The sequence below is a fragment of the Nonomuraea sp. NPDC049269 genome, from assembly GCF_043197155.1.
Lineage (GTDB): Bacteria > Actinomycetota > Actinomycetes > Streptosporangiales > Streptosporangiaceae > Nonomuraea.
Genome location: NZ_JBICSO010000002.1, coordinates 754,819 through 780,757, shown reverse-complemented (window position 1 = coordinate 780,757; position 25,939 = coordinate 754,819). Strand labels below are relative to the sequence as shown.

Genomic DNA, 25,939 nt, shown 5'->3' with positions numbered 1-25,939 from the left:
CGGGGCGGACTAGCGGCGGTAGCCTGCCATGCGCTCCAGCCGGGCCACCCGCTCGGAGGTGGGCGGGTGCGTGGAGAACAGCCGCCCGAACCCGGACCCGCTGAACGGGTTGGCGATCATCATGTGGGAAGCCGAGGTGAGTCGGCTGTTCTCCGGCAGCGGCAGCCGGCGAGCGCCCATCTCGATCTTGCGCAACGCCGACGCCAGCGCCAGCGGATCGCCCGTCAGCCGAGCACCCGACTCGTCCGCCTGGAACTCCCGCGTCCTGGAGATCGCCATCTGCACCATCCCCGCCGCCACCGGCCCGAGCAGCATCATGAGCAGCGCCCCCAGGAACCCGGGCCCCTCGTCGTCGTCGGACCCGCCGAAGAAGACGGCCAGATAGCTGAGCCAAGTGATCATCGTGGCCAGTGCCCCGGCCACCGATGAGAGCAGAATGTCGCGGTTATAGACGTGGGACAGCTCGTGCCCGATGACCCCGCGCATTTCGTCCGGGTTGAGCAGTTGCGTGAGCCCGTACGTCACGCAGACCGCGGCCTGGCGCGGGCTCCGCCCGGTCGCGAAGGCGTTCGGTTGCACGGTGGGGGAAATGTACAGGCGCGGCATCGGCTGCCGGGCTTCGGTGGAGAGCTCCCGTACGATCCGGTAGAGCATGGGCTGCTCGACCTCGCTGACCTGCCGAGCCCGCATCGCCGACAGAGCGATCCGATCGGAGAAGAAGTAGGCGACACCACTGCTCGCCATGGCGAGCACGAACGCGATCTGCAGGCCGGTGCCGCCGCCCAACCACCCTCCCACCGCGAGTATCAACGCAGATAGGCCGCCCAGCAGAATGGCGGTGCGCAGACCGTTGTGGTGCAAGGTTCCCCCCTTCGTGGTGTGGGTTCACCCGGTCCAACGACGATCCCCCGGTCCATCGTTCCCCGTCGTGCTCACCTGGGGGCAGAGCGCGACCGAACCGCCTGCTCAAATCACTGGAGTCCCCTTAATCACCCCGAGGCGGACAGCGACGTCACCCCCAGCACCAGCTGGGGTGCGACCGAGAACAGGAGCGCCACCACAAGCGCGATCCCGACAGCCACCCAGACAGCGGGAAACGCCCGGCGGACCCCGGCGGGCACGGCCTCGACCGGGGTGAACAGTCGTGCTGTCCAGACCACGTAGTAGTACAGACCGATCACGGTGTTGACGGCCATGACGACCGCGAGCCACCCGGCTCCACCCTCGATGATCTCCCGGAACACCACCACCTTGGCGAACAGCCCCGCCAGCCCCGGCGGCAGCCCGGCCAGGCAGATCAGGCAGAACGCCAACGCGATCGCCGCCACCGGGCTGCGGAAGGCGAGGCCGCGATAGTCGTCCAGCTCGTTGCGCGCGATCGTCCGCGACACCAGCATGACGACCGCGAACGCGCCCAGGTTCATGGCCGCGTAGATGACGAGGTAGGCCACCGACGCCCCGACCGCACCGGAGGTGAGACTGGGCACTCCGCTCCGGGCCGCCACCGCGAGCGGGGCCAGGATGTAGCCCGACTGGGCGACCGAGGACCAGGCCAGTAGGCGTACGGCGGAGCGCTGGCGCATGGCCAGGAGGTTGCCGACCGTCATGGTGAGCGCCGAGACGATCGCGATGATGGGCGCCCAGGTCGATGCCTGGCCGGGCAGCGCGGTGACCAGGACGAGGATCAGGCCCGCGAACCCGGCCGCCTTCGAGATCACCGAAAGCAGCGCGGCGACGGGGACCGGTGCGCCCTGGTAGACGTCCGCCGCCCAGGAGTGGAACGGCACAGCCGCGATCTTGAACGCGAAACCGGCCACGACGAGCACCAGCCCGACCGTGACCACGCCCGGCAGTCCGTGATCGGCCGCCAGCAGTGACGAGTGAGCCTCCAGCGTCGCCGCACCTGGCGCGGCGGTCGTCCCGCTGAACACCGAGGCGAGCCGGGAGAGGTAGACGGTCCCGGCGATCCCGTACAGCAGGGAGACCCCGAACAGCATGACGGCCGTCGACACGACCGAGACGAGGAAGAGCTTGACCGCCGCCTCGGAGGAGCGCCCGTCGTAGCGCTTGAGCGCGGTGAGGGCGAACACCGGCAGCGACACCAGCTCCAGGGCCACCACCAGCATGATCAGGTCCCGCGAGGCGGGCAGCGTCACCGCGCCGACCAGCGTACAGAGCACCAGGAAATACCACTCACCAGACGGAATGCCACCCCCGGCCAGCTCGGACATGGACATCAGCACGACCACGACGGCCGCGACCAGCACCAGCCCCGCGAAGATCAGCGTGAACCGGTCGACCACGAACGAACACGCCGCCGCTGGGCTCCCTGCCCCCGCCGGGGTGGCGAGGCTTTCGGGGACGCAGAAGGTCGCCCGCGGACCGCCACCTCGTACGGCCTGCGCCACGACGAACCCCAGCGCGATGACGATGCCCCCGAGACTGACCAGCCCGAGCCCGGTCTGGGTCCGCCCTCCGGTGGGCAGGAACGCGTCGAGCATCAGCACGAGCCCGGCCGCCAGCGCGAGGACCAGAGGCACCGCGATGACGAAGTAGTCGATCTGCTGGATCATGACAAGGCCCCCAGCAGGGTCTGCACGGCCGGTGTGGTGAGCGAGAGGAGCAGTTTGGGCCAGAGCCCGAACAGCAGGATCAGCACGATCAACGGCACCCAGGCGGCCCACTCGTACCCCTGGATGTCAGGCAACAGCCGCCTCCCGCGCCTACCGTCGATCGGCCGCTCACCAGGCCACTCGGACGTATCGCCCACCCGGTGAGACCCGCCGGACGGCCCGCCGGCCGACATCGCGGGCGCCCGTTCAGGCAGCCCGTGCGTCACGCGGGACAGCATGACGAGGAAGTACGCCGCCGTCAGCACCGCGCCCAGCCCGCCGATCACCATGAACGTCAGGAACAGCCCCCGCGGCAGCCCGCCCCCAGGCTGGAAGGCGCCGAACAGGGACAGCATCTCCCCCCAGAACCCGGCCAGCCCGGGCACCCCGAGCGAGGCGATGGCCGCGAAGGTCAGCACCGACCCCAGGTGGGGAAGCGTCGCCAGCATGCCGCCGCCGAGGACACGCATGTCGGCCGTGCCGTAGCGCTCCTTGATCGCGCCGGCGAGGAAGAAGAGCAGGCCGGTGATGAGGCCGTGGGCGACGTTCGCGAACAGGGCGCCGTTGACGCCCACCGTGGTCAGCGAGGCGAAGCCCAGCAGGACGAAGCCCATGTGGCCCACGGACGAGTAGGCGATCATGCGTTTGAGATCGCGCTGCGCGAGGCACGCCAGAGCACCGTAAATGATGCCGACCACGGCGAACGCCCCCAGCCACGGCGCCACCGCCACCGCCCCTTCGGGCAGGACAGGGATGGCGATCCTGGCGAAGCCGTACGTGCCCATCTTCAGCAGCACGCCGGCCAGCAGCACCGAGCCGACGGTGGGCGCCTCGGTGTGCGCGTCGGGCAGCCAGGTGTGCAGCGGCCACATGGGCGTCTTGACCGCCAGCCCGACGCCGATGGCGACGAACGCGAGGATCTGCACGGCTCTGGGCATGGCCGCGCCGTGGGCCTGACCGAGGGCGACGATGTCGAGTGTGCCGGTCCGCGCCCAGACGAGCAGCAGGCCGAGCAGCATCACGACCGATCCGAGCAGCGTGTACAGGATGAACTTGATCGACGCGCCGCGACGGCCCTTGCCGCCCCAGATGGCGATCAGGAAGTACATCGGGATCAGCACGATCTCGAAGAACACGAAGAACAGCAGCAGGTCGAGCGCGAGGAACGTACCGATCATGCCGACTTCGAGCACGAGCAGCGTGAACACCATCGCCCGAGGCCGCCCACCGCCCGCTCTCGCCCGCAGCAACTGGCCGGGACCGCGCGCGTCGCCCCAGCTCAGATAGACGAAGCAGAGGAACGTCAGGAGGGCGGTCAGCGCGATCAGCGGCAGCGAGATGCCGTCGACGGCCAGGTGGAAATGGAGCCCCAGCCCAGAGATCCACTCCCGGTCGACGGCGAACTGCGGCCGCGCCGCCTGACCGTAGTCGAACGTCGCCACCATCACCACGGCGAGCACCAGCGCGACACCCGACACGACCAGCCCGTAGACCCGCAGCCACGGGCGCAACGCGGTCGGCGCCACCAGGAGCAACAGCGCCCCGAGCAGAGGCACGGCCAGCAGCGCGACAGGAAGCAGGCTCGTCACGTGGACACCACCGCCCCGGGAAGCTCACCCGTCATGTGAACACCACCGCCCCCACCACGATCAGGAGGACCCCGGCGAGCACGCCGCTCACGTAGAGCTGGACGTTGCCGTTCTGGGCGAGCCGCAGCAGCCCGGACAGCCCTCGCGCGGACCGCCCCGAGCCGCGCACCGCCCCGTCCACGACCACGTCGTCCGTCCTGACCACGAGCCTGGCCAGCGCCAGGATCGGCCGGACGAACAGGGCGGAGTACACACTGTCCACGTAGAACGCCCGCTCGCACGGCAAGCGCAGAGGGCCGAGCAGGCGGGCCGGGTCGGCGAGGGGATCACTGCGCCAGAACGCGTACACCACCCCGGCACCGAGCAGCGCGAGCACGACTCCGACGGCCGCCACCCCCAGGTCCACGTGGAGCCCGCCGGCGAGTCCGAGCAGCAGGGCGGGAACCGTGAGGAGCACGATGGGCACCAGCATCGTCCGCGGCGCCTCGCGGACGTCGATCACGTGGGCCATGCCGGGCTCGGGCTCGGGGAGCGCGACGACTCTCGCCTGGCCGAAGAAGGTACGGAGCCAGGCCCTCGTCGCGTACGCCCCGGTGACGGCGACGGTCGCGAGCGCGCACCCGTACAGCAGCAGGGCAGCGGCGTCCGTCAGACCGCCGCTCGACAGTGCGTGGTCCATGGCCAGCAGGAGTTCGTCCTTGCTGAAGAAGCCGCTCGCCGGGGGCAGCCCCGCGAGGGCGGCGAATCCAACCGTCATCGTGACGAACGTGACCGGCAGCTCCCGTCTCAGGCCGCCCATCTGGGTCATCAGGTTCGAGCCGACGTGGTGGATGACCGCGCCCGCGCACAGGAACAGCAGCGCCTTGAACGCGCCGTGCGTGAGGAGGTGGAAGATCGCCGCGCTGTCGGAACCCGCCGCCAGCCCGCCGGCCATGTAGGAGAGCTGGCTGATCGTCGAGTACGCGAGCACGCGTTTCAGGTCGTCCTGGGCGAGCGCGGCCAGGGCGGCGCCCAGCATGCCGAGGGCGGCCAGGACGGCCAGTACGTCGAGTGTGGGGCGGGCGGCCTGGAACGCGGGGAAGAGCCGCGCCACGATGAAGATCCCGGCGGCCACCATGGTGGCGGCGTGGATCAGCGCGCTGATGGGCGTCGGGCCCGCCATCGCGTCGGGCAGCCAGGTGTGCAGCGGCACCTGTGCGCTCTTGCCCGCCACCCCGGCGAGCAGCAGCATCGTGCCGGCCACCAGCGTGCCCGTGGACATCTCAGGCACCTTCGCCAGCACATCCGCTATCCGGAAGCTGCCCGCGGCGGCGCCGAGCACGAAGATGCCGAACAGGAAGCCGACATCGCCGAGCCGGGTGACCAGGAACGCCTTGATGGCGGCTCGCGAGTTGCCCTTGTCCTCCCACCAGTGGCCGATGAGCAGGTATGAGCACAGGCCCATGATCTCCCAGCCCACATAGAGGACGAGGAGGTCGCCCGCGTAGACCACCAGCAGCATCGCGCTGGTGAACAGGCTGATGAAGGCGCTGTAGGAGGGATAGCGCGAGTCGTCGTGGAGGTAGCCGACCGAGTAGACCTGTACGGCCAGCGCCACGAGGGTCACCAGGACGCCGAGGATGGCGGACAGGTCGTCGGCCTGGAGGGTCAGCGAGATCGGGATGGCGCCGGTGTCGATGGTGCCGTAAGTGCGGCCGACCGCTGGACCCGGCCTGGCGCCTTCGAGAAAGGCGAAACCGGGCTCCCAGGCCAGCCAGAGCGCCAGGACCGCGGCGACCGCCGTCGGCACCACCGCGATCCACGCCGCCCGCGCGTTGGCGCCCTCGCCTGCCGCTGGTCCCGTTGTGCCCGCCGGGCGTCGGTGCGGCCAACGCGACAGCAGCAGGCCCGCGAAGGCCGCAGCGAAGGGGAGAACGACGGCCAAGAGCGGGAAGATCGTCACAACGTGCCCCCTCGCCTGACAGGCGCGGCTGTCTCGGCCGCCTCGGCTGTCTCGGCCGAATCCCCCGCCGCTGCGGGCTCCCCCGACCGACGAGTCGGCGGGTCTGCCGAATCGTCCGAGGTGCCGGGGCCTGACGGACCGCCCGACTTACCGGGAGCTTCCGGATGGTCCGAAGCACCGGGACCTGACGGGCCGTCCGACTTACCGGAGCCTGCCGGATCATCCGACACGCCAGGACCTATCGGGCCGCCCGACCTACCGGGACCTACCGGGTCGTCCGGGGTGCCGGGTTCGGACAGGTCGCGGAGTTGGTCGATGTCGACCGTACGGCGGTTGCGGTAGAGGGCCAGTACGATCGCGAGGCCCAGCCCGACCTCGGCGGCGGCGATCACGATGATGAACAGCGTGAGCACCTGGCCGCTGTGCAGCCGATCGCCCAGCCACACGTCGAACGCGACCAGGTTGAGGTTGACGGCATTGAGCATCAGCTCGACCGACATCAGCACGAGGATCGTGTTGCGCCGGGCGAGCACCCCATAGACACCGACGGAGAAGAGAAGCGCGGAGACGACCGCCGGGTAGACGATGTGCACTAAGAACCCCCGGTCTGCTCGGGTGGCGAACCCCCGGGAATGTCCGTGCGAGACAGCACGATGGCGCCGATCAACGCGGCCAGCAGCAGCACGGAGAGCGCCTCGAACGGCAGCACCCAGGTGCTGAACACGCTGGCGCCGAGCTCCTTGGCGGCGCCGGAGCCGGGTTTCAGCGGTGTGTACGCCGTACGGAAGCCGTCTATCACCATCGTGACCAGGACGGCCGCCGTCGCCACCGCCACCACGGCCGCCGCCCACCGGTTGCCGCTGTCGAGATCGGCGGAGCGGCCGATCGGGGCACGGGTCAGCATGATGCCGAACAGCAGCAGGACCACCACCGCGCCCACATAGATGAGCACCTGCACCCAGGCCACGAACTCGGCGGTCAGCACCAGGTAGCCGCCGGCCAGGGCGCCGAAGGAGACGACCAGCCAGAGGGCGGCGTGGACCAGTTGCCTGGTCGTGACGACGAGCAGCGCGGATCCGACCGCCACCGCGCCCAGCAGCAGGAAGACGATCTCCTGCCCGGTGGGTGACAGGTAGGAGGGCACCGCCTCGGTCACGAATCCTCCCCGGACTCCCTTGTCTCATCAGGGCCGAGCCGCCCGGGCGGGCGGATGGATCGAGGATCGGCCATCCTGCGCCCGCGCCGGCTCGCGCGAGAATTCTGCTCCCCCGCGCCGGGTGGCTGCGACGGTTCGGCCGAGCCTGTGGATGACGCTTCGGCAGATGGCCGGCCTGTGGATGACGGACCGCCTGAAGGTGATGCCGACGGACCAGAAGCGGGTGCCGACGGACCGGAAGCAGGCGCTGGCCGACCAGATGTAGGCGCAGGCGAACCGGAAGTGGGTTTCGGCGGGCCCGACGTGGGCGCGGGCGGACCGGAAGTAGGTGCGGGTGGCCCGGATGAGGGCGCTGGCCGATCGGATGTGGTCGCGGGCGAATCGGATGTAGGTGCGGACCGATCGGATGTGGGCGCGGCCGGACCGGAAGCAGGTGCCGACGACCCGGATGCGGGGCCTGGCCTGCCAGGACGGTCAGCGGTGCCGGTCCGGGCGGCGGCCGAGTCTGCGGCACTCCGCTGGTCAGCGGCCGAACCCGCGACGCCAGGACGGTCGGCGGCCGAACCTGCGGCACCGCGACGGTCATCCGCCGAACCCGCGGGGCCAGAACGGTCGGCAGTCGAACCTGCGACGGCGGGGCGATCGGCATCAGTGCGACCGGAGGTTGGGCGGGCGGCAGCGGGACCTGCGGTGTCAGGGCGGGCGGCGGCCGGGCCTGCGGTGCCAGGGCGGCGGGGAGCGGCCGTGAGTTCCTTCGGGGGTGCGGCGCCGGGGTCGTGGGCGGGCGGCGGCGGGACCGTTGCGGCCCAGGCCGCGAGCCGGTCCTTCTCATGCAGGAGGTTGCGGATGTCGCCCTCGGCGTACTCGAACTCGGGCGACCAGAACAACGCGTCGAACGGGCACACCTCGATGCAGATCCCGCAGTACATGCACAGGGCGAAGTCGATGGCGAACCGGTCGAGAACGTTCCGCTGGCGGGCGCGCCCACCCTCAGGGGCCGGAAGGGTCTCCTTGTGCGAGTCGATGTAGATGCACCAGTCGGGGCACTCGCGTGCGCAGAGCATGCAGGAGGTGCAGTTCTCTTCGACCAGGGCGATGACGCCGCGGCTGCGGGGCGGGAGGGCGGGCTTGACCTCGGGATACTGCTGCGTTACGGATTTGCGCAGCATGTGGCGAAGAGTCACCGATAGACCCTTCGCGAGGCCGACTCCCGGTATCCGCGCCATATCAACATCATGTCGCACTTGACCGTGCAGGTGAATGATCCTGGCCCGTTGTCCCCAAGTTTTCCACAGTCATCCACAGGCTGACCGAAGGTTATCCACAAGATGTGTCCACAGCCGATATGTGAAAGTCCTGCGCGATAGTCTTCCCGCCATGTCGTACAGCCAGCCTGCCCGCCCCACTAGCGGAGCGTGGGCGGCTGCCATCGTGTGGGCGGTGCTGCCGCTGATGACGTGCGGGCTGGCAACACCGTTCACGATCGGGTTCGCGGCCTACTGGCTGCGGAGCACATGGCATGTTGTCGCGGCGGGCATCTACGCCATCTCCATCGGCTCTTTCGTGATGGCGGCCTTGGCCTACGACCAGTTCGAGGACATCCCGGCCCCGCTGTCGGGGTTGGTCTCGATCGGACTCGTCGTCAGCTGGCTGGGTGGGGTCATCCACTCGGGCATCCTGGTCCCCACGATGGTCAGGGCGCGCCGCAACAGACCGGTCTATCAGCCTCCCCACCAGCACCGGAGCACTCCGCCGCCCTTCGATCTACACCAGCGCACCACCTCTCCGAGTCCCCAGCGCCGGCCGCACGAGCCCGAGTGGATCGGGCACTACCGGGTGCTCCAACCCCTCGGGCGGGGCGGGCAGGGCGCGGTCTATCTCGCGATGGCGCCCAACGGCGTACGCGTCGCCGTCAAGGTCCTGCACGACCTCGTCGACGACGTGGCGCGGGCCAGGTTCGCCAGGGAGGTCGACGCGGCCCGGCGGGTGGCGACGTTCTCCACGGCGCGGGTGCTCGATGTCAGCATCACGGGTCAGCACGCCTACATCGTCAGCGAATACGTCGAGGGCCCGTCGCTCGAACATCTCGTACGGAAGTACGGCCCGCGCGACGAGGACAGCCTGACGCGGCTGGCGTTATCCACAGCCGGAGCGCTCGCCGCCATCCACAAGGCGGGGATCGTCCACCGCGACTTCAAGCCGAGCAACGTGCTGATCGGGCCGGACGGGCCGCGGGTGATCGACTTCGGGATCGCGCGGGCGCTCGACCAGATGACGGTGACCTCGGGCAAGATGGTCGGCACCCCGCCTTACATGTCGCCCGAGCAGTTGACCGGGGCGCCGGTGGGGCCGGCGTCCGACGTGTTCAGCTGGGCTGTGACGATGATGTTCGCGGCGACGGGGCGGCCGGCGTTCGGGGAGGATACGGTGCCGGCGGTGTTCAATCGGGTGCTCACCTTCCACCCGGACCTGTCGCCACTGCCGCCTGCCCTCCGCAGCATCGTGGGCTCCTGCCTGCACAAGAGCCCCGACGACCGCCCATCCGCATCTGACGTGATGCTGGCAATCGTCCACTGACCACCGATCGGGACGATCCACCGCCACAGACACCAACCACCGATCAGAGCGATCCGCCGTCACGGATGCCGACCACCGATCGGGGAGAAGATCGCGATCTTGTACGGCAAGCCAACCCAGCCACTGCCCGCCGACCAGGGCCGGGCCCTGTCACTTCAACGGCCCTGAGGTGTGCGTAGTGCGCCCCGTAACGGGACGGTGATCAGGACGACCGGGGTCAGATGGTGGCGTCCCGGGTGTTGCGCGTGAGGTTCAGATACTCCTCCCGCGAGATCGAGTGCACCGCCAGCCGCAGCAGGTGGCGGTCCGCGAAACGGTGGACGGCATCAGGGGCCCATCCGCCGGGCAGGTGGTGCAGCGGACTGCCGTTCCCGTCGAGGACGAACAGCCCGGCCAGATCCTCATAGCGGTAGAGCAGCAGAGACGCGGCCTTCCTCCGGCCCTCACCGATCTCGATGGACGGTGTCTGTTCCTTACCCCGATGCACCTGCAACTTCTCGCCTGGGAGCACCGAGAGATACGGCCCCCCGGCGGAGCCGAGGATCAGGCCGCGGTCCGCGCGCCAGCGGTGGACGCGGGCGGACACCGGGCGCAGCACGAGGAGCAGAGGGCTGAAGCCGATGGCCAGCCACTTGACCTCCAGAAGGTCCAGGAGCGACCTGCCCACCATGGAGATCCCGCGCCAGGCCGCCCACATACCGGTCGACGCCAGGTAGACCATCAGCGCCAGCCCGGCGACGCCGACCCCGATGCTCACCGGCCCGCGATACCTGGCCAGGAACGGTGGCCGCAGGCCCCGGAAGCGGCGCCAGCCTGGGGCGCGGCCGGCGAGCACCGCCCGTACCCGCTTCGAGGTGTCTCCGCGGGCGTCGACGATGGGGAGGCCCGCGGACTTCACGAACGCGGCCACGTCCGGGACGTACCACTCACCCGGCAGGTCGAGCAGCACCAGGCCGTCGCCGTCGAGCGCGGCCAGGCCCTGGACCGAGAGGGTCTTGGCCTTCCTCCTCGACACGAGGACCCGCTGCTCGTAGCGGTAGTGGTAGAGCGTCGCGGGCATCAGCCGCACGGATTGGCCGGACGTGTCGTCGGAGACGGCCAACGCCGAGCCGTCCCATAACACCTCCGTCCGGGGACAGGGAGTCCCCGCCACCGCCCCCGCGACCGGCCGAAGCCGAGGTTGAGATCGAACGTCCATGAAGATCACCCTCCATAGGCCCCCCTATCCACATAAGACGGATAAGCCGGAGGTAAAGTGCCGACGAACCAGAGGAACTACGTGAGCACCTTCACGACGCCCGTGAGCGCCAGCTGGACCAGCGCCAACGGCACCAGCCCCACCCACGCCAGCTTCTGCAACTGGTCCTCACGCATCCGGGGAAAGCTCACTCGCAGCCAGATCACCACAAAAGCCAGCGCGAACACCTTGACCAGGGTCCACACCCATCCGGCCAGCAACGGCCCGTGCCACCCGCCCAGGAACAGCACGGTGGTCAGGAACGACAGCACGACGATCCCGACGTACTCCGAGAGCATGAACAGGGCGAACCGCATCCCGGTGTATTCGGTCATCGGCCCCATGATGATCTCGGACTCGGCGATCGGCATGTCGAACGGCGGCCGGCGCAGCTCGGCCAGCCCGGCCAGGAAGAACACCACGCCGCCGATGGCCTGCCACGGCAGCCACCACCACTGCCACGCCGAGACGATCGCCGGGATGGACAGCGTGCCCGCCGCCATCGCGACGGAGGAGGCGGCCAGCACCAGCGGCAGCTCGTACGACATGAGCTGAGCGGCCGACCGCATGCCGCCGAGCACCGAGTATTTGTTGGCCGACGCCCACCCCGCCATGATCGAGCCGAGCACGCCGATGCCCATCACCGCGAGCACGAAGAACAGCCCGAGGTCGAGGTCCACGCCGACCAGCCCCTGGTCGACGGGGATGGCGATCAGCACGAGCAGGTACGGCACCAGCGCGACCCCGGGCGCGATCATGAAGACGCGCCGGTCGGCGGCGGCCGGGATGACGTCCTCCTTCTGCGCGAACTTCACCCCGTCGGCGATGAGCTGGGCCCAGCCGTGGAAGCCGCCCGCGTACATCGGCCCGAGGCGCGACTGCATGTGCGCCATGACCTTGTGCTCGGTCTGCCCGACGATCAACGGCAGCACGAGGAACACGATGAGGATGGAGGCGAAGCGCAGCACCACGTCAAGCATCGGGTGTCCCCCAGTCGGCGGGTACGCCGGGCGGCAGCGTCTTGCGCCGGCTCGGCGAGCCGTGCCCGGATTCGCCCGGCTCCTTGGCTCCCGGCCAGGGCTTGGCCACCCGGGCGGCGAGGATGAAGTCCTTGCGCAGCGGATGCCCCTCGAACCCGTCGGGCAGCAGCAGCGGCACCAGGTAGGGATGGCCGTCGAAGAGCACCCCGAACATCTCGTACGTCTCGCGCTCGTGCCAGTTGGCGCCCCGGTAGACGCCCACGGCGGTGGGCAGCCGCGGATCGGCGCGCGGCACCCGGGTGCGGACGAGCACCCGCTCGCACGAGTCGGGGTCGTAGACGTGGGCGACCACGAAGAACCCGTCGGGCGGATCGTCGACGCCGGTCAACCAGTCGAAGAAGGTGTGGCCGGAGTCCCTGAGGAAGGTCAGGACCTCAATCCAGTCGGCCGTGCCGACGTCGACGGTGGTCTCGCCGAAGGAGGTGGAGACGGAGACCCGCTCGCCGAAGCGCTCCTCAGGCGTCACGACACGTCCCCGTGCGAGCGGGACCAGACGTAGCGGTCGCTGAGCTTCTCGGCGGCGATCTTCTCCTGGAGCTTCATGATCCCGTGGAGCAGCGCCTCAGGTCTGGGCGGGCAGCCGGGCACGTAGACATCGACGGGAATGATCTGGTCGACGCCGTTGGTGACGCAGTAGGAGTCCCAGTAGGGGCCCCCGGTGTTGGAGCAGGCGCCGAACGAGATCACGTACTTCGGATCGGGCATCTGCTCGTAGAGGCGCTTGACGGCGGGCGCCATCTTGTCGGTGACGGTGCCCGAGACGATCATCAGGTCGGCCTGGCGCGGCCCGTTGGCGAACGGGATCACCCCGAACCGGATGAAGTCGTGGCGGCTCATCGACGTCGCGATGAACTCGATCGCGCAGCAGGCGAGCCCGAAGTTGAACACCCACAGCGAATAACGCCGCCCCCAGTTGAGCACGAAGCGCATCGGCTTGGGTGCCAAGCGCGAGATCGGCCCCACCGTGGGCATCGGGAGATCCGTGGCTGCCATATGGCCATTGTCCCGCGTGATCTACCCAAGGAGTAGAGGGGCGGCAGATGATCGACCGAAAAACAACCTAAGTCCAGCCGAGTACGCGCTTTCGCCAGGCGTAGAGGATGCCGAGCGCGATGAACCCCAGGAAGACGAACATCTCCACGAGCGTCGTCAGCCCGTATCCCGGCGCGTCGAAGACCGTGGCCCACGGGAAGAGGAACACGGCGTCCACGGCGAAGACCACGTACAGGTAGGTGAAGACGTAGTAGCGCACCTGCGACTGGGCCCAGCCGTCGCCGACGGGGTCGACGCCGCACTCGTAGGTGGTCAGCTTCTCGGCCGTCGGCCTGGTCGGGCGCAGGAGACGGTTGGCCATGAGGGCCCCGGCCACGATGGCCACGCCGATGGCGAGCAGCGCGGCGACCAGCACATAGGACCCGAAGTAGCCGTCCATGCCCTGATCGTAACTCAGTCAAGCCTCGTCCCCCATAGTTCCAAAACGGGGCAAAACGCAAGATCGCCCCCTTAATCTGACCTTCATGCACAAAAAGGGACTAATCGGAGGAATCGCCCTACTGGCCCTTTCCGCCGTAGGTGGTGGACTGGCCACCGCCTCCCCCGAGCGGGACGTCCTGGTCCCCGCGGAGCCGACCATGATCGACTTTGTCGACCCCGCGACCGTGGGCGGTCTGGTCGCCAGAACCCTGAGCGACGCCGACCGCGGGCACGGGCACGCGCGTCGCCTTGTGCATATCACCTACCCCGAGCTGCGGGACGCGCCTCGCCTCAACAGGGCCCTGCACGACGAGGCCGAGCGGACGCTCCACCACTTCCGCGACCTCACCAAGTTCGACGCCCCGCGGCCCCGCCCCGAGCTGAATGTGGACTGGCAGCTCGCCGCCGCCTCCGGCGACATCGTCGGCGTACGGCTGCGCACCGGCGAGTCCCTCGGCAACGGCTGGAGCAATTCCATCCGGACCCTCTGGTACGACCGGCGGACCGGCAAGGCGACCGGCTCGGCCGGCCTGCTCTCCGGCCGGGCCGCGCTGCGCGATCTCACGCGACTGGTCAAGGATCGGCTCGCGAAGCGCGGATCCCCGACGGACCCCGGCAGGGTGACGGGCGACCAGCTCGACTCGATGGCCTTCAATCAGGGCGGGGACCTGGTGGTGGAGTTCGACGACTGCCAGGTCGGGCCGTGCTCCCTCGGCCGCCTGGCCGTGGCCGTACCCGCCCGGCAGGCCGATCCCCTGCTGTCGCCGACGGGGCGGCGCGCGCAGGAGGCCGTCCGGGAGGCCGCCAGGCAGGCGGCGCCGACCGTGCCGAGGACGGTCCCGTCATCCAGCCCCGAGGCCGTCAGCAACCGGGCGGGGTCGGTCGACTGCGCCAAGGCCAAGTGCGTCGCGCTGACCTTCGACGACGGGCCGGGACCGGACACGCCCAGGCTGCTCGACATGCTGCACCGGGCCGGGGCGCGGGCCACCTTCTTCACCGTCGGCACCAGTGCCGCGGCCCGGCCGGATCTGCTGGTCAGGATGAGCGTCGAGGGGCATCTGGTGGCCAACCACTCCTGGGCGCACCTGGACCTGTCGAAGTTGACCACCAGCAAGATCGCCGATTCGCTCCGCCGTACCCAGGACACCATCACAGCGGCCATCGGCGAGCGGCCCACGCTGATGCGCGCGCCATACGGAGCGCTGAACGAGGACGTGATGGACGTGGCGGGGGACATGGGCCTCGCCATCGTCGGCCGGAACGTCGACGCGGGTGACAAGTACACGAACGACGCCAAGGCGATCGCCGACCGGGTGACCAGGCAGGCGCGCGTCGGGGCCATCGTGCTCATGCACGGCGTCCACCCGGCGACCGTTGACGCGGTTCCGGACATCCTCAAAAAGCTGCAGGGGAAGGGTTACACGCTTGTCACTGTTCCAGAATTGTATGGAACGGCAGGTATGCAGGCCGGACACCTTTACCGATCGGGGTCGGAGATCGCGCGTCATCGCCCCCTGACGTAAGTCACGCGTGGGAGGGACGTATAGTTGGCGCTCGTGACCCGAACAGTCCTCTTCGCACGCCTGCACGTCGACCTGTGCAGAATCGCCGCCGGGCTGTGTCACCCCTAACGGTTCTCCGGTATCCCCTGATTGCCCCCGCGTTTACCCGCATTCTGTAGCGAGGAAACGTGTTGAACCTCGCGAGGATCTAGCATGGAACTGAGAACGCGCCACATACGACCGCGCCTCGGCGCGTCGGGGAGGACTGAGCTGTGACGAAGCAGGTCCAGCAACTCGACCGCGTGATCATTAGATTCGCCGGAGACTCCGGCGACGGCATGCAGCTCACCGGCGACCGCTTCACCGCGGGCACCGCGGAGTTCGGCAACGACTTGTCGACGCTGCCCAACTTCCCCGCCGAGATCCGTGCCCCCGCAGGCACGCTCCCCGGCGTCTCCAGCTTTCAGCTGCACTTCGCCGACCATGACATCCTGACGCCGGGTGACGCTCCCAACGTGCTCGTCGCGATGAACCCGGCGGCGCTCAAGGCCAACCTGGGCGACCTGCCCCGCGGCGCCGACATCATCGCCAACATCGACGAGTTCACCAAGCGCAACCTGCAGAAGGTGGGCTACGCGGCCAACCCGCTGGAGGACGACTCGCTCAGCGAGTGGCGCGTCCACGCGGTGGCGCTGACCTCGCTGACGGTCAAGGCGCTCGAAGGCTTCGATCTGTCCAAGAAGGACGCCGAGCGTTCGAAGAACATGTTCGCGCTGGGGCTGCTCTCCTGGCTGTACCACCGGCCGACCGAGCACACGATCAAGTTCCTGGAGCAGAAGTTCGCCAAGAAGCCGGAGATCGCCAAGGCCAACATCGCGGCCTTCCAGGCGGGCTGGAACTACGGCGAGACCACCGAGGCGTTCTCGGTCTCCTACGAGGTGAAGCCGGCCCAGCTGGCGCCCGGCGTCTACCGCAACATCTCCGGCAACCAGGCCCTGGCCTACGGCCTGATCGCGGCCTCGGTGCAGTCGAAGCTGCCGCTGTTCCTCGGCTCGTATCCGATCACGCCGGCCAGCGACATCCTGCACGAGCTGTCCAAGCACAAGCGGTTCGGCGTCCGCACCTTCCAGGCGGAGGACGAGATCGCCGGCGTCGGCGCGGCGCTGGGCGCGGCGTTCGGCGGCGCGCTGGGCGTGACCACGACGTCGGGGCCCGGTGTGGCGCTGAAGGCCGAGACCGTCGGCCTGGCGGTCACCACCGAGCTGCCGCTGCTCATCGTGGACGTGCAGCGGGCGGGGCCGAGCACCGGCATGCCGACCAAGACCGAGCAGACCGACCTGCTGATGGCCATGTTCGGCCGCAACGGCGAGTCCCCGGTGCCGATCGTGGCGCCGATGTCGCCGAGCGACTGCTTCGACGCGGCCATCGAGGCGGCGCGGATCGCGGTCAAGTACCGCACCCCGGTCATGCTGCTGTCGGACGGCTACCTGGCCAACGGCTCCGAGCCGTGGCGCCTGCCGGAGGTCTCCGAACTACCCGACATCTCCCAGGAGTTCACCACGACGCCCAACGGCGACGACGGCGAGTTCCTGCCGTTCAAGCGGGACACCGACACGCTCGCCCGCCCGTGGGCCGTCCCCGGCACACCGGGCCTGGAGCACCGCATCGGCGGCATCGAGAAGGCCGACGGCACGGGCAACATCAGCTACGACCCGGACAACCACGACCTGATGGTCAGGACCCGGGCGGCCAAGATCGCCGGGATCGACGTACCCGACCTCGAGGTCGATGACGCCGACGGTGACGCCAAGGTGCTGGTGCTCGGCTGGGGTTCGACCTACGGCCCGATCGCGGCGGCCGTGCGCCGCATCAGGAGGGCCGGTGGCAAGGTCGCGCAGGCGCACCTGCGGCACCTCAACCCCCTGCCCGCCAACACCGGCGAGATCCTCAAGAGCTACGACAAGGTGCTGCTGCCCGAGATCAACCTGGGCCAGCTCGCCCTGCTGCTGCGGGCGCGCTACCTCGTCGACATCATCAGCTACAACCGTGTGCGCGGGCTTCCGTTCAAGGCCGAGGAGCTGGCCGGAGTCATCCAGGACGTGATCGACAGTGACTGAACTGGTAAATGGGCGGGGCCTCTCGCTCGTCCCCAAGACCGACGCCAAGCAGACCCTGAAGGACTTCAAGTCCGACCAGGAGGTCCGCTGGTGCCCCGGTTGCGGTGACTACGCGATCCTGGCCGCCGTACAGAGCTTCCTGCCGGAGCTGGGGCTGAAGCGCGAGAACATCGTGTTCGTCTCCGGCATCGGCTGCTCGTCCCGATTCCCGTACTACCTCAACACCTACGGCTTCCACTCGATCCACGGCCGTGCGCCGGCGATCGCGACCGGGCTCGCCGCGAGCCGGCCCGACCTGTCGGTGTGGGTGATCACGGGTGACGGTGACGCGCTGTCGATCGGCGGCAACCACCTGATCCACGCGCTGCGCCGCAACGTCAACCTGAACATCCTGCTGTTCAACAACAGGATCTACGGTCTGACCAAGGGCCAGTACTCACCCACCTCCGAGGTCGGCAAGATCACCAAGTCGACGCCGATGGGCTCGCTGGACAAGCCGTTCAACCCGATCTCGCTGGCCATCGGCGCCGAGGCGTCGTTCGTGGCCAGGACGATCGACTCCGACCGCAAGCACCTGCAGTCGGTGCTGCGTGAGGCCACCGCCCACCGCGGCACCTCGCTGGTGGAGATCTACCAGAACTGCAACATCTTCAACGACAACGCCTTCGAGCAGCTCAAGGATCCGGAGATCCGCGACGACATCACGCTCAGGCTGGAGCACGGTCAGCCGATCGTGTCGGCGTCGAAGGCGGTCGTCAGGGCCGCCAACGGCGGCATCGAGGTGGCCGACCGCGCCTCGGTGAGCGCGGACCAGATCATGGTGCACGACGCGCACAACCCGGACCCGTCGCTGGCCTTCGCGCTGTCGCGGCTCGACGAGCCCGCGTTCGAGCACGTGCCGATCGGCGTGTTCCGCTCGGTCGACCGGCCCGCGTACGACGTGCTGATGGCCGAGCAGATGGAGGAGGCCGTGGCTCAGAAAGGCCCCGGCGACCTCAGTGACCTGCTCCTGGGTGGCGACACCTGGCGTATCGGCTAAACCACTGGGTAACGCAGCTCCTTCGCGAACCGATACACATCAGATGCATCGGACTCGCGGGGGAGCGGCGCAGTGGCCGAAGCGCCAAAAGTGGTCGAACCCAATCGTTCCCGGCTGAACGCCTTCAACCTGCTGCGCCTTCTGGGCGCGCTCGCGGTCATCGTCGAGCACAGCTGGGTGCTGACCGGGCACGGCTCGCCGCTGACCCCGGCCAGCGGGATCGGCGTCGGCGGCATAGGCGTCGGCGTCTTCTTCCTCATCAGCGGCTATCTGATCAGCACGAGCTGGCTGTCGGACCCGTCGGCACGCCGCTACACGGTACGCAGGGCACTGCGCATCTATCCCGCGTACGCGCTGGTCGTCATCGTCACGGCCCTGCTGCTCGGCCCCTTGGTGAGCACGCTGCCCGCCGCCTCGTACTTCTCCGGCACCGGCGCCTGGAGCTACATCGCCAGAGGGCTGCTCATCCAGCCGGTGAGCTACTCGCTGCCCGGCGTCTTCCAGGGGCTCCCCTATCCGGACGCGGTCAACGGGTCGCTCTGGACGATCTGGGTGGAGGTGCTCTGCTACATCGGCGTGGCCGTGATGGGCCTGCTGGGGCTGCTGCGGCGCCGGACGATCCTGGTGGGGCTGGTGCTGCTCGGGCTGGCCGCCGCCTCGGTCGTGCATCTCACCGGCTACTCCGGTCCGCTCATCCCGCTGGTCGTGTCGGCCTACGCCGCGCAGCCCGTGGCGTTCTTCGCGCTCGGGATGCTCATCCGGGAGGTCCGCTGGGTCCCCCCGCTCTGGCTGACGGCTCTCGTGGTCATCGCGTGGCGGCTGCTGTGGGGCACGCCGGTGGCCAATCTGGCGGCGATCGCGGCGGTCACCTGCCTGACGTTCCTCATCGCCTTCCGCGCGCCGACCTGGCTGCACCGTCCCACCGGCTCGTACGACCTGTCGTACGGCACCTACCTGCTGGCCTTCCCCACCCAGCAGGTCCTGGTCCAGTCCGGGCTCCGGTCGCCCGTGCTCGTGCTGCTTGCCACGGTCGCCATCGTGCTGCCGCTGGCCGCCCTGAGCTGGCGGCTGATCGAACAGCCCGCGCTGCGCCTGCGGTATCGCAAGCCCGCCCCGGTCCCGGCCGCCGCACCGGTCCCGGAGACCCCCTAGCGCGGTTCGGCCTGCGCCAGGAGTCGTTGCAGGTGCAGGCCCCGGTGCACGTCGATCTCGTGTGACCGCCCCGTCCGTACGGCGGTGGCGAACTCGGAGCGCAGGGTCGCCCTGGTCTCTATCGAGTCCTCCGGCAGCAGCTCGGAGTCGAGCACCAGCGTGCCCTCCGGGCCGTACAGCTCATAGCGGGTTCTGCGGCGCGGCGGGACCCGGCCGCTGATCGTGAGCTGGCTGATCACCTCGTTCTCGTGCAGGCAGGTCAGCGCCAGGAATCCGGCCGCGTTGGCGACCGGCCTGATCTCCGTGATGCGGCCCAGCGCCGCGTCGAGCAGGTCCAGGCCGTGCGGGCCGGTGTTGTAGAGCACCCCCGCGCGCGAGCGCCACGGGCTGTCGGCGAAGGTGTCGTCGAGGAACTCGCCGGTGAGCTGGCAGGCGCGAGCGCCGATGGCCGGGAAGTCGCGGGCCTGCTTCAGGAACTCGCGGACCACGGGACGGTAGCGGTTGGTGAGCACGAGTTGTGTGGCCACGCCGGTGGCGTCCACCGCGTCGGTCAGCGCCTTCGCGTCGCGTACGGTCAGCGCGATCGGCTTCTCCAGCAGCAGCGCCCGGCCCTGCCAGGCCGCCTGGACGGCCATGACCGCCTGGACGTCGGGCGGGACGGCGAAGACCACGGCCTCGCTGCGCTCCAGCAGCCGCTCGTACGAGGTGAAGGCCGGCACGCCGAAACGCTCGGCCAGCGCCTGCGCGGCCGGGGCCCGCCTGCTCCAGACGCCCGCCAGCCGGGTCTCGGGCCCGGCGGCGAACATGGGCGCGTGGAAGTCCCGCGCCCAGGGGCCCGCGCCGACCAGGCCCACTTCCACCGGGGCGCTCATGGCGTGACCTTGTAGACGTGGTAGCTGTTCTCCCGCGCGAAGGAGTCGGTGAAGCCGCCGTCCTTCACCGGAAGCGTCCGGTTCTCGAACAGCACCTCCACGCTGGAGGCCGAGGCCAGGGCTTCGGGCAGCCGCAGCGTCTGCGGCCCCGGCTGGACGCCCGCCTTGGGCATGGCGAACACGTAGGAGGAGCCGTCGAGGTCCTTGAGCATGGTGTCGAGTCCCGGCGCGAAGGTGTGGACGTAGGACTGGGTGTTCAGCACGGGCGCGAGCGTGCGGATCCGGCGGTTCAGCTCCGTCGCGACCGTCCTGATCCCCTGGGCGCACGGCTCACGCAGCACGTGCTGGGTCGGGCAGGGCCCGGCGAAGCTGTGGTTGAAGTAGATGATGCCGCGCGCCTCGTGGATGAGGGAGTTCATCACCGCGCCGGCCAGTTCGTCACCGGCGATCGAGCGCAGGCCGTTGGTGCCCGGCCAGCCGAGCTCCACGAACGCGTAGATCGGCTGCCTCTTGCCGTCGAGGGCGTCGAGCTGCCTGCCCCGGTCGACGACCTGGCCGTAGTTGGCGGCCCGCGGGCATCGGTCGCGTGGCAGCTTGAGGAAGTTCTCGGCCTCCTCGCAAATGCCGGTGTCGGTGTACCAGTACACGTCGGTGGACATGATGTCGGTGTAGCCGTTGACGAACTTCGTCGCCTCGCCGTCGTTCTCCCACATGGCGATGCCCTTGCCGTAGTTGGCGTAGTGCAGGCGGCCGTCGTTCTTGGGCAGCTTGTCCTTGAGGGTGCGCATCGCGGTGTAGCCGCAGGGCGGCTTGTCGGGCACGCACACCTGGCCTTCGCCGCCGTACTTGCCGCTCCAGACGCCGTCGCCGGGCCCGGCGAACATGTCGGCCTCGTCGGCGATCATCCAGCCGACCGTCTCGCTGCCCGATCCCGTCAGGGGCTTGCTGGTGATCGCCGACATCCCGTTGCTCCGGATCAGGCCCATGTCGCTGTTGGCCGTCAGCTCGACGTAGGTGTTGAGCCCTGCCTCCTTGTCCATCCGCACGTCGCGTTCCTCGACCACGGACTCGAACCAAACCCCTATGGGGAAGAACGACGGATTTGTCCAGCCCGCGGCGGCCGGCGCGCCGAACCTGGCGTAATAGGCCGGGCCCCCGTCCCAGGGGACGCGCGGCAGGCCCAGTTCGTGGCGGGTCGACTTCGCCTGCGCGATGACCCAGCCCACGGCGACCACCAGCACAACGGTGATCGCGATCAGCAGGATCCGTCTGTTCGTCGGTCGAGAAGTCATAGCCCTCCCAGCTACGGGGCGATCCGGTAGACGTGATAGCTGTGCTCCGCGTCGAAGGTCTCGGTGAAGTGTCCCGCCTTGTCGACCTGGATGGTCCGCTTCTCGAAGACCTCCTCGACGCGACCCGACGCCGACAGATCGCTGGGTACGGTCAGCACGTGCCGCCCCGGAGCCTGGCCGCGGCCGAGCATCGCGAACAGGTAGGTGGCGCCGTCGTGGCGCTTCAGCATGGTGTCCAGCTCGGGTGCGAAGTCGTAGGCGTACGACTGGGTGTTGAGCACCGGCGCGAGCCGCTTGATCCGGCGGTCGAGTTCGGCGACCCCGCGCCTGACCGCCTTCCCGCATACGCGGCGGAGCACGTTGTCCACCTCGCAAGCCGGTCGCGTGCCGTGCGCGTCGTAGACGATCCCCCTGGCGCCGTGGATCAGCGCGCTCATCGCCGCGCCGCCCACCTGCTCGGGGGTGAGGCCGGAGAGCGCGATGATCGCGTAGACCGGCTGCCGGCGGCCGTCGGTGGCGTCCAGGGCGCGCAGCCGCTCGACGGTCGCGCCGTAGTTGGCGGCCAGGCGGCACCGGGCCGCCGGGAGCTGCAGCCACCGGGTGGCCTCCGCGCAGACGTTGGCGTCGCCGTACCAGGAGACGTCGGCCGCGACCACGTCGGTGTAGCCGTTGACGAACTTGGCGGCCTGCGCCTCCTCCTCCCAGTAGGCCACGCCCTTGCCGAAGGAGGCGTACCGCAGCCGGTCGCCCTTGGGCAGGCGCTCGGCGAGCGTACGCAGCACGGTGTAGCCGCACGCGGTGAGCGCGGGGGCGCAGACGGGCCGGGTGAAGCCCCGGGCGCCCGTCCATTGCCCGTTGCCGGGACCCGCCCACACGTCGGCCTTGTCGGCGATCAGCCAGCCCACGGTCTCCGCGCCCGCGCCGGGCAGCCGGCGGCTGGTCAGCGCGGTCATGCCGGACTGCCTGAGCAGCTCGGGGCGGCTGCCGTCGGTCAGCTCGACGTAGGTGTTGATCCCGGCCGCCCGGTCCAGCGCGACCTCCCTGCCGGTACGCACCGAGGCGAACCAGATCCCCACGGGGAAGAACCCGGGACGGGTCCACCCCGCCTTCACCGCCGCCGCCGAACCAGCGTAGGCGGCCGGGCCGCCTTCCCACGGCACCGCCCTCAAGGCCATCGTCAGAGCGGGCAGCGTGCTCGCGACGGGCTTCGGCGGGACGGACCGCAGCCACAGCCAGCCCCCGACGGCCACCGCCGCGGCGGTCAGGAGCGCCGCCCACTGCGCGATCGTCGTCAGCCTCACCTTCATCACCGCACGTCGGACGGCTGCTCGGCCAGCGCCATGAGATCGGCCGCCCGCGCCGACCAGGAGGCGTCGGCCAGCGAGCCGCGTAGCGTCTCCGGCGACTGCGGGCCGCCTTCGGCCAGGCAGACGCGGATGGCCTCGATGAACTGCTCCGGGGTGGTCGCGGTCCTGACCCGGCCGGCGTAGTGGGCCAGCTCGTCGAACTCGGTGCTGACCACGGGCAGGCCGAGCGCCAGGAACTCCTTCAGCTTGATCGGGTTCGCGTGCTTGATCCACTCGTTGTCCAGCCACGGCATGATCGCCACATCGAAGCCCGAACCGTAGGCGGGGATCACCGAATAGGGGCGTAACCCCAGCCAGTGCACGTTGGGATGCTTCGTGAGCCGCTCCATCTGCCCGGTCGCGTCGCCGACGAGCACGAGTGACGCTTCGGGCAGGCCGATCGCGACCTGTTCCAGCAGGTCGAAGTCCACCACGAAGTCGTCCAGGGCGCCGAAGAAGCCGATCCGCGGCCCAGGGACGGCGCGCAGGTCCGCGGGCTGCCGGTCGGCCGGTACGCGGCTGAAGTGCTCCAGGTCGACCCCGTGGTCGAGGAAGCGCGCCCGCGCGCCCGCGATCGGGCGTTCCTCGGCCATGAGCCCGCGGCTGGCGTAGACCACGTGGTCGGCACGTTCCAGCAGGTCGCGTTCGAGCGTCTCGATCGTGTCCGTGTCGGACTCGGGGAAGGCGGAGTGGCGGTCCGAGCGGTTGAAGATCAGCGCGCGGCGGCGCATCGGGCGTACCACGTCCCAGGCGGTGGGGATGGTCACCACGATCACCGGCACCTTCAGGCCCAGCGCCCGGCAGACCGCCCGTACCTGTGTCCTGACCAGCCAGGCGTTGAGCCCGCGGCCCAGGCGCGAGCCGTACAGGGGGAGCGGGAGCGGTGACATCACCCACAGGTCGGGCTCCACCCGCCTGACGAACTTGGCCACGCTACGCAGCTTCCTGGCGATGCGCCGGAGCACGAAGGTGGAGCGGCCGGGCAGCGGCATCCGCATGCCGATGCTGTTGACGATCAGCACCTTGCGCGATCCCGCGAGGTGCCGCATGAGCTGGAAGTCGGAGTGCGCCCTGTTGTGGTACCACCAGTCCTGGGCGGCGAAGCAGACGTAGGCCGGCGGCGATAAGGGGCCGCCCGGCGGCGTGGGCCACTCGGCCATCGTCGCGAGCTCGCGCAGGGCCGCCCGGTGCCGCTCCCCCGCCCGCCGGCCGCGGGTGACGGCGCGCAGCGCCTCGTTCAGGGCGACCGCCAGGCGCATGAGCACCGCGCGGGGCCTGCCGTACCGCTGCCGGTGCAGCCGCACCCGGTTGGCGGCGGCGAGTGTCCACAGGGGGCTGGAGTTGGCCTGCTCGCCGCCGAGGTGGACGGCCACGGCCTCCGGCTCGTAGAGGACCGTGAAGCCGAGGTCGCGGATCCGCAGCATGTACTCGGTCTCCTCCGAGTACAGGAAGTAGCGCTCGTCGAGCGGACCGGCCGCGTCCAGGCAGGCGCGCGAGACCAGCCAGGCGGCGCCCGTAGCCCAGTCCGGCGTGCCCGGCCGCTCGTACTCCCGAAGGTCGACGACCAGCTCGCCCAGCGGCGCGTGGCGGCCCGCCTTGAGCCCGCCGAGCAGGGCCTCCCCCACGGCCCGCAGGACGGTGGGCCGCCTGCGCTGGGACAGTTGGAGCTCGCCGTCGGCGCCCAGCAACCGCGGCACCGCGATGCCCGTGCCGGGCACGGCCAGCGCCTCGCGCAGCCGTCGCACCGAGCCGGGTCTGAGCCGGATGTCGGCGTTGAGCACGAGCACGTCACAGCCGGCAGCGGCGGCGATGCCCGCGTTGACACCGGCCGAGAACCCGCCGTTGCGGCCCGTCCTGATCAGCTCGACGTGCGGTCCGGCCGCGAGCACCCGCTCCACCGTGTCGTCGGGGGAGTCGTTGTCCACGACGATGATCCGGAACGGGTCCCCCTCACGTAACACGGTGTCCAGAGAACGCAGGCACTCCTCGATGACCTGACCGCTCTGGTAGGTGACGATCACGATGGCAAGCGGCGGCCGCTCGGGAACAGTCATCAGGCAGACCAATCTGTCGGGATCAGGAGCGCCGGCCCGCGGCCAGCCGGTGCCACGCGGCCCCGGCCAGCAGCCTGAGCGCGAAGGGCAGGTCGTCACGGAGGTAGCGGCGTACCAGGCGGCGGGGTTCGAGGGCGAGTCTGAACAGCCATTCGCCGCCCACCCGCTGCATTCCGTCCGGGGCTCGCCGGAACTGCCCGGCGGCCATCGGGATGGCGGCGCCGCAGCCGAGGTACCAGGCACGCGGCAGTTCAGGGCGGAGCGCGGTGATGACGTGTTCCTGCTTGGGAAAGCCCAGGCCCACGAAGACGAGGTCGGGCGCGGCCGCGCGGACCTTCTCCACGATCTCCCCCATCCCCCCGGCGAGCCTCTCGAAGCCGAAGGGCGGCGCGTACACGCCGGCCACCCGCAGCCCCGAGTAACGCTGTGCCAGCACCTCGCCGGCGGTCTCGGCCACCCCCGGCTCGCCGCCGAGCAGGAACACCGACCGTCCCTCGCGGGCGGCGACCTCGCTGAGGGTGTAGATCAGGGAGGCCCCGGTGACGCGGTCGCGCACCCGCAGCCCGCCGATCCGGGCCGCCCACACCACCGGCATGCCGTCGGCGACCACGAGCTCGGCGCCCGCCACGAGCTCGGCGAGCTCGGGGGCGCGGGTGGCGGCGCGGACGATGTCCACGTTGGCGGTCACGATCATGCCGCCCCGGCCGTCATGCCAGGCCCGAGCCAGCTGCTCGGCGACCTCCGGCTCGGTGATCGCGTCGATCCCGACGGCGCCTACCCGGGCGCGGTTCTTTGGACCGTTCTCATATGAAGAGTGGCCCATCGGAATGCCGCACCCCCCGTCTGACGACTCACCCTTTTGACATCGCTATCGGGCTATATCCGTTACACGCTGGCGGCCGATAAAAGAGCGGGCCAAGATGTGTGGCCATGAGCGTT

The 25,939-nt window shown here is 69.8% G+C and carries 20 protein-coding genes and 2 pseudogenes; 5 read left to right on the top strand and 17 right to left on the bottom strand.

Annotation, left to right across the window (positions count from 1 at the left end; all coding sequences use genetic code 11):
• Positions 1-9: 9 nt before the first annotated feature.
• From htpX to ACGFNP_RS13405, 7 genes and pseudogenes are all read right to left on the bottom strand, one after another.
• Entirely contained in the window at positions 10-861 is an 852-nt protein-coding gene (htpX, locus tag ACGFNP_RS13435) for a zinc metalloprotease HtpX (protein ID WP_358339732.1), read from the bottom strand.
• Positions 862-989: 128 nt separating this feature from the next.
• A complete protein-coding gene (locus tag ACGFNP_RS13430; RefSeq protein WP_393318051.1) occupies positions 990-2,573 on the bottom strand; it encodes an NADH-quinone oxidoreductase subunit N in 1,584 nt (527 codons plus the stop codon).
• Entirely contained in the window at positions 2,570-4,201 is a 1,632-nt protein-coding gene (locus tag ACGFNP_RS13425; RefSeq protein WP_393318048.1) for a NuoM family protein, read from the bottom strand. Before ACGFNP_RS13425 ends, ACGFNP_RS13430 begins: the two co-directional genes overlap by 4 nt.
• A gap of 31 nt (positions 4,202-4,232) precedes the next feature.
• Positions 4,233-6,125, bottom strand: coding sequence for an NADH-quinone oxidoreductase subunit L (locus tag ACGFNP_RS13420; protein ID WP_393318045.1), 1,893 nt, complete (start codon positions 6,123-6,125; stop codon positions 4,233-4,235).
• A 326-nt stretch (positions 6,126-6,451) separates the two neighbouring features.
• Positions 6,452-6,736: pseudogene (nuoK, locus tag ACGFNP_RS13415) on the bottom strand (NADH-quinone oxidoreductase subunit NuoK); the annotation flags it as partial.
• Positions 6,736-7,299 (bottom strand): NADH-quinone oxidoreductase subunit J, encoded by a 564-nt coding sequence (locus ACGFNP_RS13410; RefSeq protein WP_358339724.1) that lies wholly within the window; start codon positions 7,297-7,299, stop codon positions 6,736-6,738. The pseudogene nuoK and the gene ACGFNP_RS13410, both read right to left, overlap by 1 nt.
• 911 nt (positions 7,300-8,210) lie before the next feature.
• A pseudogene (locus ACGFNP_RS13405) lies at positions 8,211-8,363 on the bottom strand (4Fe-4S ferredoxin); the annotation flags it as partial.
• A gap of 313 nt (positions 8,364-8,676) precedes the next feature.
• Between ACGFNP_RS13405 and ACGFNP_RS13400 the strand changes: the two are divergent.
• On the top strand, positions 8,677-9,876 hold the full coding sequence (locus ACGFNP_RS13400; protein WP_358339722.1) for a serine/threonine-protein kinase: 1,200 nt from the start codon (positions 8,677-8,679) through the stop codon (positions 9,874-9,876).
• Between the two features lie 217 nt (positions 9,877-10,093).
• Here the strand turns inward: ACGFNP_RS13400 and ACGFNP_RS13395 are convergent, their stop codons facing one another.
• From ACGFNP_RS13395 to ACGFNP_RS13375, 5 genes are all read right to left on the bottom strand, one after another.
• Entirely contained in the window at positions 10,094-11,074 is a 981-nt protein-coding gene (locus ACGFNP_RS13395; protein ID WP_393318042.1) for a hypothetical protein, read from the bottom strand.
• A 77-nt stretch (positions 11,075-11,151) separates the two neighbouring features.
• A complete protein-coding gene (locus ACGFNP_RS13390; RefSeq protein WP_393318039.1) occupies positions 11,152-12,093 on the bottom strand; it encodes an NADH-quinone oxidoreductase subunit H in 942 nt (313 codons plus the stop codon).
• Positions 12,086-12,619 (bottom strand): NADH-quinone oxidoreductase subunit C, encoded by a 534-nt coding sequence (locus ACGFNP_RS13385; RefSeq protein WP_358339716.1) that lies wholly within the window; start codon positions 12,617-12,619, stop codon positions 12,086-12,088. The genes ACGFNP_RS13390 and ACGFNP_RS13385 overlap by 8 nt, the downstream gene beginning before the upstream one ends.
• Positions 12,616-13,125, bottom strand: a complete 510-nt coding sequence (locus ACGFNP_RS13380; protein ID WP_214640702.1) for an NADH-quinone oxidoreductase subunit B — start codon at positions 13,123-13,125, stop codon at positions 12,616-12,618. Before ACGFNP_RS13380 ends, ACGFNP_RS13385 begins: the two co-directional genes overlap by 4 nt.
• Positions 13,126-13,213: 88 nt before the next feature.
• The gene (locus tag ACGFNP_RS13375; protein WP_358339714.1) at positions 13,214-13,585 is read right to left on the bottom strand and encodes an NADH-quinone oxidoreductase subunit A; all 372 of its coding nucleotides are present in this window, start codon (positions 13,583-13,585) and stop codon (positions 13,214-13,216) included.
• Between the two features lie 85 nt (positions 13,586-13,670).
• On the opposite strand from ACGFNP_RS13375, the gene ACGFNP_RS13370 reads away from it, so the two are divergent.
• The 4 genes from ACGFNP_RS13370 to ACGFNP_RS13355 all read left to right on the top strand — a co-directional run bounded on the left by ACGFNP_RS13370 (position 13,671) and on the right by ACGFNP_RS13355 (position 19,436).
• Positions 13,671-15,149: a polysaccharide deacetylase family protein gene (locus tag ACGFNP_RS13370; protein WP_393318035.1), complete on the top strand. Its 1,479-nt coding sequence runs from the start codon at positions 13,671-13,673 to the stop codon at positions 15,147-15,149.
• A 251-nt stretch (positions 15,150-15,400) separates the two neighbouring features.
• Complete coding sequence (locus tag ACGFNP_RS13365) at positions 15,401-17,245, top strand: 2-oxoacid:acceptor oxidoreductase subunit alpha (protein ID WP_358339711.1); 1,845 nt, start codon at positions 15,401-15,403, stop codon at positions 17,243-17,245.
• Entirely contained in the window at positions 17,238-18,284 is a 1,047-nt protein-coding gene (locus ACGFNP_RS13360) for a 2-oxoacid:ferredoxin oxidoreductase subunit beta (protein ID WP_393318032.1), read from the top strand. The genes ACGFNP_RS13365 and ACGFNP_RS13360 overlap by 8 nt, the downstream gene beginning before the upstream one ends.
• 72 nt (positions 18,285-18,356) lie before the next feature.
• On the top strand, positions 18,357-19,436 hold the full coding sequence (locus ACGFNP_RS13355; protein WP_393318029.1) for an acyltransferase family protein: 1,080 nt from the start codon (positions 18,357-18,359) through the stop codon (positions 19,434-19,436).
• Here ACGFNP_RS13355 and ACGFNP_RS13350 read toward each other — a convergent pair.
• From ACGFNP_RS13350 to ACGFNP_RS13330, 5 genes are read right to left on the bottom strand one after another with little or no spacing between them, the layout of a single operon-like run.
• A complete protein-coding gene (locus ACGFNP_RS13350; protein ID WP_393318026.1) occupies positions 19,433-20,308 on the bottom strand; it encodes a Gfo/Idh/MocA family protein in 876 nt (291 codons plus the stop codon). The genes ACGFNP_RS13355 and ACGFNP_RS13350 overlap by 4 nt on opposite strands.
• On the bottom strand, positions 20,305-21,600 hold the full coding sequence (locus ACGFNP_RS13345) for a hypothetical protein (protein WP_393318024.1): 1,296 nt from the start codon (positions 21,598-21,600) through the stop codon (positions 20,305-20,307). The genes ACGFNP_RS13350 and ACGFNP_RS13345 overlap by 4 nt, the downstream gene beginning before the upstream one ends.
• 11 nt (positions 21,601-21,611) lie before the next feature.
• Positions 21,612-22,907 carry a hypothetical protein gene (locus ACGFNP_RS13340; RefSeq protein ID WP_393318021.1) on the bottom strand — a complete coding sequence of 432 codons (1,296 nt, stop codon included), beginning with the start codon at positions 22,905-22,907 and terminating at the stop codon, positions 21,612-21,614.
• Positions 22,907-25,000: a glycosyltransferase gene (locus ACGFNP_RS13335; RefSeq protein ID WP_393318018.1), complete on the bottom strand. Its 2,094-nt coding sequence runs from the start codon at positions 24,998-25,000 to the stop codon at positions 22,907-22,909. Before ACGFNP_RS13335 ends, ACGFNP_RS13340 begins: the two co-directional genes overlap by 1 nt.
• 22 nt (positions 25,001-25,022) lie before the next feature.
• Positions 25,023-25,823: a WecB/TagA/CpsF family glycosyltransferase gene (locus ACGFNP_RS13330; RefSeq protein WP_393318015.1), complete on the bottom strand. Its 801-nt coding sequence runs from the start codon at positions 25,821-25,823 to the stop codon at positions 25,023-25,025.
• Positions 25,824-25,939 lie beyond the last annotated feature (116 nt).